Origin of the sequence: Croceibacterium aestuarii, from assembly GCF_030657335.1 — a bacterium.
Classification (GTDB): domain Bacteria; phylum Pseudomonadota; class Alphaproteobacteria; order Sphingomonadales; family Sphingomonadaceae; genus Croceibacterium_B; species Croceibacterium_B aestuarii.
On sequence record NZ_CP131039.1, the window covers coordinates 1,657,389 to 1,670,969 of the forward strand.

Sequence of the window (13,581 nt, forward strand, 5' to 3'; positions counted from 1 at the left end):
GGGAGGGGCTTTATCGGGCCGACCCGCGGGGCCGTAAGTCCCAAATGGTATAAGCCTAGTGGCGCCGGCCTCTGCTCGGCCCCACGGGATGCACCGGCTTGTTGGCCCAGCCGAGGACCGACGTGCACAACGTGCGGACAAGATCGGACTGCCGTCCTGCGCCGGTCTTTGCCAACGCCTGCTTGAGTTGGTTTCTCGCGCTTCCTTCGGCAAGCCCGCGGCTTACGGCATAATCCTTGACGCTGCTGCCCGCGCACAGCGCGGCCGCGACCCGCGCTTCGGCGGCGGTCAGGCCGAAGAGTCGGGCGACGTCATCCGCGCCGAGGACAGGGGCATCGTGCGGCCGCGCCAGGATGAGCCCGATCTGACCCGCCGTCTCGCTCGGCGTGAGTGGCCCACTCGCAAACGCGGAAGGGGGGAGCGCAAGGATTTGAACCTCGTCCGGCTGACCCGAGCCGAGAACCAAAACGCCGCCCGGGGCCGCCGATTCTGCACCGCGACACACGAGATCCTGCAACATTCGGTCCTCTACGTGGCGACGCGCACGAAGGATTCCGTCCTGCAGGACCAGATGGGCGGATTGCTGCACGATGCGTTCGGCAGAGGCATTCCACCATGCAATCGTGCGATCGGCGCGGCAGATCAGCGCTCCTGCGCGGAGCGCTTCGAGCAGGCTTTCCAATCCCGCGGTACGGTTCGTCTGGCTCTCCACCCGTTGGCTGAGCTCGAGGGTCTTCTCCAGGTGAGGGCCGAGTTCGAGCAGGAACTGCTCTTGCTCCGAATCGAAATCGCGGTCGTCTTGCGCGCTTCGATGGAGGATCATCGAAAACACGCCATCGTCACCGCATTTGAGACCGAAGGCGATCGATTGTCCGAGTCCCGCATTGCCGAGCTTTTGGCGGAGTTCGGTGTAGCGTGGACATCCCGGCTCGAACCAATCGCCGTCCCGGATTAGCCGGGAGGGGGCGAGTCTGGCGTGGGACTTCATTTCGAAGCGAGGGTTTGAGCTGTTGTTGACGAAGCGATCGTGCAACGCGGCTGCGCGCATCGAGGCGGAATCGCGGGCACTCCACACGGGCACCATCACCGCGCCTTTCGGCTGCAGGATTTGCACTACCGAGGAACCTACACCCATTCGCTGGCACAGGCGATCCATGACGCGCCCCCACCGCTCGGGTTCGTGCGCGCAACTGTACAAGTCCAGTAGCAGATCGGAATCGAGTCCCTGCATCGCCTCTCCATTTTTGCGCGAGCGCTCTTCGGCGCATCTTGAGAGACGACGCTAGCGGCTCTTGACCGCGACGCAAGCCTCGCGGGCGCAGGGTGTCCGACCGGGGAGGAAATCGGCCGCTGGCCAACGACGTCAGATAGCGGCTTTCCCTCCGAAAGCGGAAGCGGACCACGCTGTGGATCGAGCGAGCGTCTGCGGCGAATGGGTCGCGTGGAGAAGTCTCCCGATCCACCGCCATCGGTTTGTGATAACGCTACCTTGACGGGCATCGAGCCTCCAAATGGACAGAATCCCTGCGAGTGACGCCTTGACAATAGACCGCGCTATGGTAGCGAGACACACCGCGTGGTAGCGCTACCCCACAAATGGTAGCGCTACCATACGAACAATAGCGGTTAAAAGGCGGTCGCCAACGGCGAAGCCGCTTGGGACTTGGGGAGAGGTGAAATGAGCGATCTGAACGCGCGCACTATTTCGGTCGAACGTAGGGGAAGGCGATTCTTGCGGGCCACGCTGGCGGCCGGTGTGTCGGTTCTTGCGACAAGCGTCCTTGCGCCGCCGGCGCTGGCGCAGGACAGCGATGCCGACTCGGGCACTGAAAACGAAATTGTCGTCACGGGCATTCGCGCCAGCCTCGAACGTGCGATGGACATAAAGCGCGAGTCGAGCGGCGTCGTCGATGCGATCTCGGCGGAAGATATCGGCAAGTTCCCTGACACCAATCTCGCCGAATCGCTGCAACGCGTTCCCGGCGTTTCGATCAACCGGGTCAATGGCGAAGGATCGCAGGTCACGGTCCGTGGATTCGGGCCGCAGTTCAATCTCGTAACCGTCAATGGGCGCCAGATCGCCACGTCGTTCGTCAACGCGGTGGGCGGTGACCAGTCGGTCGACTTCTCCCGAGCGACCAGCCGCTCGTTCGACTTCGACAATCTGGCATCGGAAGGTGTCAGCCGGCTGGAGGTCTACAAGACCGGTCGTGCGGCCATTCCCTCCGGCGGCATCGGCGCCTCGATCAACATCGTCACCCAGCGTCCGCTCGACATCGCCGGCGACGGCTTGCGCGGCAGCTTGGGCGCCAAGGCGCTCTATGACCTGAGCAACGACAAGTTCCACGTCGATCCTGACTTGTCGGGCATCGTGACCTGGACCGATCTCGACAACACCTTCGGCGTGTCGTTGTTCGGCGCCTATCAAGAGCGTCAGAGCGCTGCGGCCAGCGCCACTTCGAACGACTGGAATATCACGCCGTTCTCGTCATTTCCGGGGCGGGGACCCTCGACACAGGTGTCGGGCGCGCCGTCGGACCCGAGCACCTTGGTGGCAGTGCCCAACGACAGTCGCTATCACTATTCCGAATCCGAACGTAAGCGGATCAACGCTTCGGCCACCATGCAATTTCGTCCGGTCGACAGCCTTACGTTCACTGCCGACGCGCTGTTTGCGCAGAACAGGATTCACGAAGCGCGCAACGACCAGACCAACTGGTTCAACCGTCCGTTCGACCACATCACCTTCGACGACACCGACGCAGTGCCCACCGCCATCTACATCGACGAAGGCGCTGGTTACGGCACGAAGGATATCGGCTTCGAGCAGCAATACCGCGCGACCAAGACCGAACTGCAGTCGTACGGCCTGAATGCCGAATGGGATCTCGGCTCGAGCTTCCAACTGACGCTCGATGGCAATCACTCGGTCTCGAACTCGACCCCGGACGCGGCCAATGGCGCGAGCTCGACTTTGGTGGGCTTCGGCGCGCCTGTGGTCGATGCGCATTCGGTAGACTTCTCTGGTCCCGTTCCGCATCAAATGTGGACCTTGAACGACGGCGGCGCGGGAACCGACGGCATTCTCGGCACGGCCGACGATCGCGGCAACAACAACGGCGTTCTCGATATCGGCGATCTCGGCACGCAGGTCCAGCGGACCAATGCGTCGAGCCAACGGCATCGGCTCGACCAACTGAGCGCAAACCTCGGTTGGGACTTCGGCGGCGGTAGCCGCTTCGACGTCGGCACCAGCTACATCGATTCGAGGATGACAAGCGCCCGTACCCAGACGCAGCAAACGCTGGGCGACTGGGGCATCAATAACGTCGGAGACGTCCAGGCGGTCGCCGGCGACCTGGTCCACGAATTCTGTCTAGCCTGTCAGTTCGACCACTATTCGGTCACCGACGCGGACGTTGCGTTCCGCGGCAATGCGGTCGACCTCTACCAGGCCTTTGCGCCGTATTACGCGAACCTCGGCAATCCGATCAACGTCACTGGCGACGACTACGACCGTGTCGGCGAAAAGATCTGGGCCGCTTACGCTCAGCTGACCTGGAAGGGGACGATGATGGGCCGCCCGGCGGGTCTGGTCGCCGGGGTTCGTTACGAGAACACCAAGGTCACGGCTTTCTCGCGGGTCGCGCAGCCGGTGCGGATCGAGTGGGACTCGGACAACGACTTCACGCGAGTGATCGGATCCGACGTTGCCGAGATCAGCCGCAAAGGGGAGTACAATAACCTTCTGCCTTCGGTCGATTTCCAGATCGAACCGATGGACGACGTCGTTGCCCGCGTGTCGTACAGCAAGACCATCGCCCGCGCCGACTACGGCAACCTGTTCGCTTCCCAATCGGCCGGCGCTCCGAACCGCCCGACCGCTTTGGGGGGCGTGACGAGCGGCAACCAGGGAAATCCGGACCTCCTGCCGCTGATCTCGGACAACTTCGATATCTCGCTCGAGTGGTACTTCGCGCCGACGAGCTACGTATCCGGCGGATTTTTCTACAAGAAGGTCAAAAACTTCGTGGGCGTCGGGCAAGTCGACCAGGCGCTATTCGGCCTGCGTGATCCGAGTTCGGGCGCCGCTGGCACACGCTCGGGCGACGCGCTCGACGAAATCGACTCGCTGGGCGCCGTGTTGAGCGACGTGAGCCTCTTCACGATGACGGCGCTGATCGACGCCCACGGGGGCGACGTTGCGGCGGCTTCGGCAGAATTCCAGTCTCACCTGGGCGCCAACGGCCAGCTCGATCAGGCTTTCGTCGATACCGTGCTCGCGGCCCGCGACGTGATCGCCAATGCCGACGATCCGCTGTTCGACTTCCAGGTCCAGACGCCGATCAACAACCGCGAAGGCAATATCCATGGCTTCGAGTTGCAGGGCCAGTATTTCTTCGGAACGACGGGCTTCGGCGTTTCGGGCTCGTTCACCAAGGTTTATGGCGACGTCAATGTCGATATCCTGTCGGATCCGGGTACCAACGTTTACGCGCTGGTCGGTCTGGCTGACAGCTTCAACGTCACAGGCATCTACGAGCGCGGACCCATATCCTTCCGCGTAGCTTACAACTGGCGGGACAAGTTCCTCTCGGCGGTAAACCGCGGCGGCGGGCGAAGCCCGGTGTTTTTCGAGCCATTCGGAACGCTCGATGCGCATGTCAGCTACGACTTGACCGACAACATCGCCGTATCGCTCGAAGCGATCAACATCCTCGGGGAGCCGGTCAGGTCTTACGGCCGCGACGACAATCAGCTCTGGTTCGCGCAGGAACTCAGTCCGCGGATTTTCGCCGGAGCGCGCTTCCGGTTCTGACGAGAGCGTAGTGCATGTCCATGGGGGGAGGGCCGCTGTCCGCAGCGGCCCTCAGTCTCGGGGCATTGAGCCCGAGGTCCGCATGGCTCATAATCACGTCATGCGAGGAGCGAATTGGCCAGGCGGCCAGAACCAATGACCCACGTCCTGCTGAACAACGTCGACCACGGCGACCTCAACGTCGTCACCCGTCACGGGCCCGAGTTCGGTGACGCGGTCAATCAGGTCCTGGTCTTCCCGACCGAATTCGAAAACGTGCAGCGCGAATATCCGATCGTGCTGCGCAGGAGCGCCGAGGGCCCGCTGCGGCCAGTCGCGTTGCTCGGCTTGTCGCGCGACGAAAACCTGTTTCTCGATGGCGCGGGAGGATGGCAGGCGGGCTACGTCCCTGCGCTGCTCCAGCGCGGACCTTTCAGCATCGCCGCGCCCGCCGATGCCGAGGGCGAGCCGATGATCCACATCGACCCCGAACATCCCCGGGTTTCGCGCAGCGAAGGCACGCCGATCTTCCTGCCGCAGGGCGGGAATTCGCCATATCTCGAGCGGATCGCCGGCGTCTTGCGCATCATCTACATCGGCCATCACTTGCTCGATCCGATGAACGCGGCGTTCGAGCGCGCCGACTTGCTCCGGCCGGTTAACCTCGATGTGCGGGTCGGCGAGACCGAGGTTTACCGCGTGCCGGAGGCGTTTACGATCGATCGCGAGCGGCTTGCAGCACTGGATTCGAAGGAGTTGGCGGACTTGCACAAGGAGGGCTTCCTGCAAAGCGCTTTCATGATCGCCGCCTCGCTCGGAAACGTGCAACGCCTGGCCGATCGCAAGAGCCAGCAGCAAGACGCCCCCGCGTGAGCCTCGATGCGCCACCTGTCCGGCGCCTGGCGGGAATTGCGGCCGAGGCGATCCCGTTCGACGAACTGATCGCGGCGCAGGAACCCGTCGTGCTCGAGGGCGCGGCGCGCGACTGGCCTCTCGTCAGGCGGGGCGGCGAGGGTGCCGCACAGGCTGCCGATTACCTTAAACGATTTACCAACGAGCGGCCGGTTACCGCTTTCACCGGTCCGCCTGAAATCGGCGGCCGCTTCCATTACGATGCCGAAGTGACCGGGCTCAACTTCACAGCAGGCCGCATTTCGCTCGGCGCGTTTCTCGACACGATCGTCGAACACATGCAAGACGCTGCGCCGCCGTCGTTTTACATCGGCTCCACCGACCTCGATACCTTTCTGCCGGGGCTGCGTGATGAGAACGATCTCCCCCTCGATCATCCGGCCTTCGCCGATAAGCCGCCGTTGGCGAGCATCTGGATCGGCAACCGCACGGTCGCGGCGGCACATCACGATATGTCGAACAACCTCGCCTGCTGCATGGTCGGGCGGCGCCGGTTCACGCTGTTCCCGCCCGACCAGGTCGCCAACCTCTATCCGGGCCCGCTCGAGCCGACGCCGGCCGGGCAGGTCGTGACCATGGTCGATTTCCGCGCGCCGGATTTCGACCGTTATCCGCGTTTCCGCGAGGCGTTGGCGGCGGCGCAGATCGCCGAGATGGAGCCGGGCGACGTGCTGTTCTACCCTGCGCTCTGGTGGCACCAGGTGGAGGCGCTCGACGCCTTCAACGTGATGATCAACTATTGGTGGAATCCGACGCCGGAATACCTCGACACGCCGCACACCACGCTGCTTCACGCGCTGCTCAGCCTGCGCGACAGGCCCGAGACCGAAAAGCGCGCATGGCAGGCCCTGTTCGAGTTCTATGTTTTCGGGGATCCGGAACGAGCCGGTTCCCACTTGCCCGAGCACGCCAGGGGCAGCCTCGCGCCCTTGGATGAAAAAAGCGCCCGCCGACTGCGCGCGCAAGTGCTCAATCGGCTCAACCGGTGAAGAGACTGGAGGGGGAATGGACGGGCAGGCTGTGAAGCGGGTCGTGATCGCGGGTGGCGGCACTGCGGGTTGGACCGTCGCCGCGGCGCTGGCCAAGAACCTCGGCTCGTTGCTCGAGATCAGTCTCGTCGAATCCGACGCGATCGGAACCGTCGGCGTTGGGGAATCGACCATTCCCACCGCCCGGCGCTTCCACGAGTTGCTCGGTATCGACGAACGAAGCTTCGTTTGCGCGACCCAGGCCAGCTTCAAGCTCGGCATCGCTTTCGAGGACTGGGCGAAGATCGGGGACCGCTACTTCCACGCCTTCGGCGTGACCGGTCAATCGACCTGGCTGGCCGATTTCCACCACGTCTGGTTGCAGGCACGCGAGCAAGGCCTCGCGGGAGAGTTCGGGGACTATTGCCTCGAGCTCCAGGCTGCGGAGGCGGGGAAATTCGAAGGTGGGAAGGGCTCGCGCCTCAACTACGCCTACCACCTCGATGCGAGCGCTTACGGCCGGTTCCTGCGGGCCTTCGCCGAGCCCTTGGGTGTACGGCGCATCGAAGGCAAGATCGCCCAGGTCGATCTGGCCTCGGACACCGGGTTCATCGAAGCGCTGGTGCTCGAATCCGCCGAACGCGTGGCGGGCGACCTGTTCATCGATTGCACGGGCTTTCGCGGGCTGCTGATCGAAGAAGCCTTGGCGACGGGCTACGAGGACTGGACGCACTGGCTGCCAACCGACAGCGCCCTTGCGGTCCAGACCGAGGCGACGGGCCCGGCGCGGCCCTATACCCGCGCCATCGCTCGTCCTGCAGGCTGGCAATGGCAGATCCCGTTGCAGAAGCGGGTCGGCAATGGGCTCGTATTCTGTAGCCGGTATCTGTCCGACGACGAAGCGCACGCGCAGCTCGCCCGACAAATCGAGGGGGCGATGCTCACCGATCCGCGGCTGATTCGTTTCCGCGCCGGAACCCGCCGCAAGGCGTGGAACCGCAATTGCATCGCCATCGGACTTGCCAGCGGTTTCGTCGAGCCGCTCGAGTCCACCAGCATCCACCTGATTATGATTGCCGTCACACGATTGATGCAGCTCTTTCCTTTCGGCGGCATCAGCGAGGCTCTCATCTCGCGCTACAACGAGGTGTCGCGGCGCGAACTCGAGTCCATTCGCGATTTCATCGTCCTGCATTACCACCTGAACGAGCGGGACGAGGAATTCTGGCGCGAGTGCCGAACGATGGACATTCCCGACACGCTCGCCGAACGCCTCGCACTCTTTCGCGATGCGGGCCATGCCTACCAAGCGGCGGACGAACTGTTTCGGACCGATTCGTGGGTGCAGGTCATGCTCGGCCAGCGGCTCTCGCCGCGGGGCCATCACGCGATGGGCCGGTTGATGCGCCCCGAGCAGCTGAGCGCCGCGCTCGCGAACATAGCCGCCAACATCGACGCCGCGGTCGCCAGGTTGCCGCAGCACCAGACGTTTCTCGACCGTTTTTGCGGCCATCCGAGCGGGTAAGAGCGGTTGTCCGCCGGAATGGGTTCACAAGGCGTTGCAATCCCTTAAAATTGGTGCTGCCAGACCGTTCAATAGACAAACCTACGGCGAGGAAGGATTGCAGTGGCGGCGGAATTGGCCTTGCGCTGGCTGCGAGGCAGCACCAAACGCGCTTCCGGCGATGACCGGAGAGGCGACGCGCCAACGCCTGACGTCGGCCGTCTTGCGCGCCAGGCGCGCCGCGAACTGCTCTCCGCCATAAGCGACTTTCTCCTCGAGAACGATCTCGCCGTGAACCCGGAAAACCTGAGTGCCGCCTACAACGCATTGTCCGGCAATTCGCCAAGCCTGGGACGGCGGGTGGCAGAGCGGCGGGCCTCCGCGGAGGGGATCAGCCAGTCTTGGCTCCGTTCGGTTTGCGCCGATCCGGCAGACCAGCCCGACGAGGATGCACCGCGTCGTCTGACCGAGGAACTCGACCGCTCGCTGAAGGTCTTTGCGCGCAGCGCAAGCGCGGCGCGAAGCGCCACCAGCGACTACGGGGCCCAGCTCGATCGTCACGCGTCCGAATTGCACAAGCTGGATCTCGGCGACGCCGCGTCCGGTCTCGCCTCGATCGCCCGGGAGATGGCCGATCGCGCGCGCAGCGCCGAAGCCAAGCTCGAGGAGAGCGAGCGCGAGGCAAAGGCCCTCCGGCGGCGACTCTCGCGCGCAAAGCGCGACGCCGAGCGGGACCATCTCACCGGCCTTCCCAATCGCCGGGCCTTCGACGCAGAGTTGCAGCGGCAGTACGCCGAAGCGAAGGCGGCTCATGACCGGTTGTGCGTCGCCTTCTGCGATGTCGATCACTTCAAGCTGGTCAACGACCGCCACGGTCACGAGGCGGGCGACCGCAGTCTCAAGTTCATCGCCAGAGCGCTCAACACGATTTCCGACAAGAATTGCCACGTGGCTCGCCATGGCGGCGAGGAATTCGTGATGCTCTTTCGCGGCGCGACCGTGCCCGAGGCGGTCGAAAAGCTCGACAAGGTCCGCGCAAGGCTTGCGGCACGCCGGCTCGTGAACCGCGAGACGGGTGAGCCGATCGGGCAGATCAGTTTTTCCGCCGGGGTGGCCGATGCGTTTGCCTATCCGGCCGCGCAGGACGCGCTGAGAGCGGCAGACGAGGCGCTGCTGCAAGCCAAGGACCAGGGCCGCAATCGAGTGATCGCGGCACAAAAGTGGCAGCGCCGGCACAGCGATTCTGCACAGTAGCCAGACCCGAGCGGTTCGGTAGGAACCGATCCGTCGCAGTTCGGTCGGGGGCGAAGCCCGGGAATGTGGGACGGCGCGTATCGCAATCCGGCCGGAGCGGGACGCCGAAGCGGAATGGGCTTTCGGCTCAGGCCGCTTGCCGCGCCGCGCGAAGCCCGGCGTCGATCTCGCCGAAGTCTTGGCGAACGGTTTCGAGCGCGGCGGGATCGAAGTTCGTGACGCTGTCGAGCACAGCCTTCCGCGCGGCGCCGTAGATCTGCAACAGCGAGCCGGCAAGCGGAGCGGAGCGATCGACCCCCATCTCCAACGCGGTAATTGCCGTCAGCGCGCGGGTGAGGCCCTTGCTTCGCGCTGCAGGATCGGCGCGCTGGTGAGCGAGCAGCGCGCCGCCGAGACCGGCCATCGCCTGCTCGAGGCACAAGTGCACCAGCGCGGCCGCGTCGCTGCCCTGAACCCGGGCGTCGAAATGACTGCGGCGATAGGCTTCGTTGGGATCGGTCAGGGTCAGCATTCTAGTTCTTCTGCGAGTTCCAGGCGTCGATCTGCGATTTCAGAAACGACAGCGTCGATTGCGATGCGCTGATACGGGTATCGGCCTTGGCGAAGCGGGAAACGAGATTGGCGCGCAGGCGCTCCTGCTGGTCGGCGAGCTTGCTGGTGTCCTCGCTGACCTGGGCCGATTGCTTCTGGTACCGTGCGATCGAGCCGGCGATCGAGCCCGGATCGCCGGTGCTCGACGCCGCGCGGGAAATCTTATCGAACGTGGCGTAGACGCCATAGAGACCGGCGGTGAACATCGCCGCGGCCCCGGCGGGATCGCGATCGAGCGTGGCCTGCAGCCGCGCCGTGTCGAGACGAAAGCTCCCATCGCGCTCGATGGCCAGCCCCAGGTCCGACAAGGTGCGCGGGGCATCGGCGGCTGCGTTGGGCATTACGACCGTGCCGCCCAGCTCCGAGAAGGTGCGCTTCAACGCGCGCGCGCCGGGATCGCGCGACAAGTCGCCGCTCACCGGATCGGTCGCGCTGCGCAGATCGCCCGTCACCTCGTTCAGCGCGCTCACAAGATCCTGCATCGCGCTCGAGATGTTCTTGACCGGATTGGAGAAGCTGATCGTCGTCGGCACACCGACGTTGGTGCCGGTCAGCTTCAGTGACAGGCCGGGGGCGACTGTGCCGGTCGTGTTGCTGGCGCTCGACATGGCCAAGCCATCGAGCTTGAACTGTGCATCGGCCGAAGTCGAAAGAAGGCGGGCCGGATCGCCGCCGGCTGTAGGGTTCCAGGCCAGAGCTGCGAGGCCAGGCTCGCCGGCTGCCTCGGTTGCTTCAACCACGAAGCCGTTCTGCGCACCCTCGGGGCCTTTGAGGACCAGTTGTGCGCCTTGCGGGGTTTGCGCGACATAGGCGCTGACACCGGCCTTCTGGGCGTTGATCGCGCTGGCGATGTCGGTGAGGTTCGATCCGCTGGCGATGTTGACCGTGACGGCGGCGTGCGCGGCGTCTTCGGTAAAGGACGATCCGCTCGTCGAACCGAAGCGGAACGTCAGCGACCCGGCGCCGACGGCGGTCGTCGCGTCGGCGAAGGCCGGCGTCGTCAGCGTCTGTGTCTTCGCGAGCGCCAGGACTTCGAGACTGTAGCTTCCCGAGCCGCTCGTGCCGAGAGGGCTGGAAACCGTAGCCACCGAGGCGCTCGCGATCTGCGGGGTGACCGCGAGGTCGCCCGAGCGCACGCGGTCGCCCAGAGCGCTGGCGAGCAGCGACAGGGAGCTCTTCAGCGACGAGGCCGCGGAAATCTGCCGCTCGAGCGTTTCGCTCTTGGCGGTCAGGCGCTCGGTACGCTGCTGGAACTGGGCGGTGGCGAGGTTCGTCGCCAGCGCGGTCATATCGATCCCGCTTCCGGCCCCGAGGGCGGACACGATGGATGAGGTATCGGTCATGAGTGAGAGAACGGCCCCTGCGACCGTCGCTTAAGAGGCGAGCCGGCCGTCGGCATCGAAGCGCAGCTCGACCGGGACTTCGATGATCGGGTTCGGGCGAGCCTCGCCGCGCTTCAGCGACAGCACGAATGCGAGGACGGCGGCGATTGCGGCGTAGAGTTCTTCGCGGATCGTCTGGCCTTCGCGCGTGGTGAAATAGACCGAGCGGGCAAGCTGCGGATATTCGAGCATCGGAACGCCGTATTCGCGCGCGAGATCCTTCATCGCCTGAGCCTTGTCGCCCCGGCCCTTGGCGAGGACCAGCGGCGCGCCGGCCTTCTCCGGATCGTAGACCATCGCAACAGCGAAGTGGGTGGGGTTGGTCAGCACGAACTGTGCTTCGCGCATCGCGTGCGCGACACCTCCTGCGGCGATCTCGCGTTGACGCTGCCGGCGATGGGCGCGGGCTTCCGGAGAACCTTCGGATTCCTTGTTCTCGTCGCGCATCTCCTGATGGCTCATCTTGAGCCGCTGATTGCGCCGCGCCCACTGAATCGGCGCGTCGACGAGAGCGATGAGCACCAGCCCGCCCGACAGTGCAAACAGGAGCGAGGTCAGTGCCCCCCAGCCGGCGGTCAGTTGCTGCGAAAGGTTGCCGCTGCCCATTCCTGCGATCGTGTCGAGCCAACTGCGGCCCCAGACGAAGGCGATTGCGCCCAGCAGGGCGACCTTGAGCAAACCCTTGCCCATCTCGATCCAGCCGGTCGGCCCGAACATCCGCTTCAGCCCGGACAGCGGGTTGATCCGCGAACCCTTGAAGGCGAGGTTTTCGCCAACCCAGCGTCCGTCGCCGATGCCGAGCTGGGTTATCAACGCCAGCGCGATCATCGGCGCGGCGATGGTCAAAATCGGGGGCAGCGCGGTGAGCAGGCCGGCAAGAAGCATTCGCCCGGGTTGAAAGTCGAGCATGTCGCGGCGATCGAACACGAGTCCCTCGTGCAAGACCCGGCTGAGTTCGCCCAGCAGCCAAGGGCCGGCAAAGGCAAACCACGCGGCGCTGAACAGGATGGCCGCAGCCGTAGTCAGCTCGCGGGAGCGTAGGACGTCGCCTTTGCGGGCCGCGTCGCGCTTGCGCTTCTCCGTCGGCGCGAAGGTCTTTTCGCCGCCCTCGCTCATCGCAGTACGACGCTCTCGGCCTGGCCCAGCGAAAGCGCGACCAGATCGCTGAACTGGTCGAACAGGAGCGGCGCGGCTATGATGAGGGCGGCGATTCCGGCGAGCACCCCAGCGGGCAAACCGAGGGCGAACAGGTTGAGCGAGGGAGCGGACCGGCTGAGTACGCCGGTCAGAACCTGCACCAGCAGCAGAACGAGCGTAACCGGCAACGCGATGCGAACCGCGGTTTCGAACATCGTCCCGGCGAATGAAGCGATGAGCTCGAAGCGCTCGGCACCGAGCCAGGTCTCGCCGGGCGGAAAGGTGCGGTAGCTTTCCGACAGCAGGGCGATCCATTGCAGGTGAGCGCCGAGCGCGAGGAAGATGAGCGTCAACACGATCGTGAAATACTGGCCGTAGGCGGTGGTTTGTCCTCCGCCGTTCGGATCGGCCGCGACTGCCATGCTCATTCCCATCCCACCGCCAATCAGTTCGGCCGCGAGCGTTGGCGCGGCGAAAGCTATTTGGAGGACGAAGCCATGCGCGAGACCGACCAGCACCTCACCGGCGACGGCCAGCAATCCAGCCGCCGAGAACAGCGCGGGCGGCGCCGCGATGCCGGGCTGCCAGACGGCGACGAAGATCGCGAGCGCGCCGGTCATGCTGACGCGGACCGTGACCGGCACCGAAGCGGCGCCGAAGAAGGGAGCCGCAAACAGCGCCGCACCGATGCGGGTCATCAGGAAAACGACCCGCCAGAAATCCTGTTCGATCCCGCCAAGGCCGAAGTCGAGCGCGATCACCGGCCGATCCTGGCGATCTCCAGGAATATCTCCTGCATGAAGTCGCTCACTAGCGCCATCATCGAGGCACCGAACAGCACCAGCACCAACGCGATTGCAGCCAGTTTCGGGACGAAGGTGAGCGTCTGTTCATTGACCGAAGTCGCCGCCTGGACGAGCCCGACCACGAGCCCGACTGCGAGGCTGGCGAGCAGGATCGGCGCGGCAACCAGCGCGGTGGTCCACAGCATGCGGTCCGCGAGCGAGAGAAGAACGGGAAGATCGTCCACGACGT

Annotated in this window: 11 protein-coding genes; 5 read left to right on the forward strand and 6 right to left on the reverse strand. The window is 64.8% G+C overall.

Translation table 11 applies throughout. The features are described from left to right. Positions 1–55: 55 nt before the first annotated feature. Positions 56–1,231, reverse strand: a complete 1,176-nt coding sequence (locus Q7I88_RS08070; RefSeq protein WP_305098527.1) for a helix-turn-helix transcriptional regulator — start codon at positions 1,229–1,231, stop codon at positions 56–58. A gap of 447 nt (positions 1,232–1,678) precedes the next feature. Between Q7I88_RS08070 and Q7I88_RS08075 the strand changes: the two genes are divergently transcribed. The 5 genes from Q7I88_RS08075 (at position 1,679) to Q7I88_RS08095 (ending at position 9,436) form a co-directional block, all read left to right on the forward strand. Continuing rightward, on the forward strand, positions 1,679–4,819 hold the full coding sequence (locus tag Q7I88_RS08075) for a TonB-dependent receptor (protein WP_305098529.1): 3,141 nt from the start codon (positions 1,679–1,681) through the stop codon (positions 4,817–4,819). A 135-nt stretch (positions 4,820–4,954) separates the two neighbouring features. After that, positions 4,955–5,671, forward strand: a complete 717-nt coding sequence (locus tag Q7I88_RS08080) for a SapC family protein (RefSeq protein ID WP_305098530.1) — start codon at positions 4,955–4,957, stop codon at positions 5,669–5,671. Next, positions 5,668–6,699 (forward strand): cupin-like domain-containing protein, encoded by a 1,032-nt coding sequence (locus Q7I88_RS08085; protein WP_305098531.1) that lies wholly within the window; start codon positions 5,668–5,670, stop codon positions 6,697–6,699. Before Q7I88_RS08080 ends, Q7I88_RS08085 begins: the two co-directional genes overlap by 4 nt. A 16-nt stretch (positions 6,700–6,715) precedes the next feature. Continuing rightward, positions 6,716–8,203 (forward strand): tryptophan halogenase family protein, encoded by a 1,488-nt coding sequence (locus tag Q7I88_RS08090; RefSeq protein ID WP_305098532.1) that lies wholly within the window; start codon positions 6,716–6,718, stop codon positions 8,201–8,203. 102 nt (positions 8,204–8,305) lie between these two features. Further along, complete coding sequence (locus tag Q7I88_RS08095) at positions 8,306–9,436, forward strand: GGDEF domain-containing protein (protein WP_305098533.1); 1,131 nt, start codon at positions 8,306–8,308, stop codon at positions 9,434–9,436. A gap of 127 nt (positions 9,437–9,563) precedes the next feature. On the opposite strand, the gene Q7I88_RS08100 is transcribed toward Q7I88_RS08095, so the two are convergent. Genes Q7I88_RS08100 through Q7I88_RS08120 form a run of 5 tightly spaced genes read right to left on the reverse strand, consistent with a single transcriptional unit; the run spans position 9,564 to position 13,576 of the window. Beyond that, positions 9,564–9,947, reverse strand: coding sequence for a flagellar protein FliS (locus tag Q7I88_RS08100; protein ID WP_305098534.1), 384 nt, complete (start codon positions 9,945–9,947; stop codon positions 9,564–9,566). A gap of 1 nt (position 9,948) precedes the next feature. Next, positions 9,949–11,370: a flagellar filament capping protein FliD gene (fliD, locus tag Q7I88_RS08105; protein ID WP_305098535.1), complete on the reverse strand. Its 1,422-nt coding sequence runs from the start codon at positions 11,368–11,370 to the stop codon at positions 9,949–9,951. A 30-nt stretch (positions 11,371–11,400) separates the two neighbouring features. After that, positions 11,401–12,525, reverse strand: a complete 1,125-nt coding sequence (locus Q7I88_RS08110) for an EscU/YscU/HrcU family type III secretion system export apparatus switch protein (protein WP_305098536.1) — start codon at positions 12,523–12,525, stop codon at positions 11,401–11,403. Next, positions 12,522–13,307 carry a flagellar biosynthetic protein FliR gene (gene fliR / locus Q7I88_RS08115; RefSeq protein WP_305098537.1) on the reverse strand — a complete coding sequence of 262 codons (786 nt, stop codon included), beginning with the start codon at positions 13,305–13,307 and terminating at the stop codon, positions 12,522–12,524. The genes Q7I88_RS08110 and fliR overlap by 4 nt, the downstream gene beginning before the upstream one ends. Continuing rightward, positions 13,304–13,576, reverse strand: a complete 273-nt coding sequence (locus Q7I88_RS08120; RefSeq protein ID WP_305098538.1) for a flagellar biosynthetic protein FliQ — start codon at positions 13,574–13,576, stop codon at positions 13,304–13,306. The genes fliR and Q7I88_RS08120 overlap by 4 nt, the downstream gene beginning before the upstream one ends. Positions 13,577–13,581 lie beyond the last annotated feature (5 nt).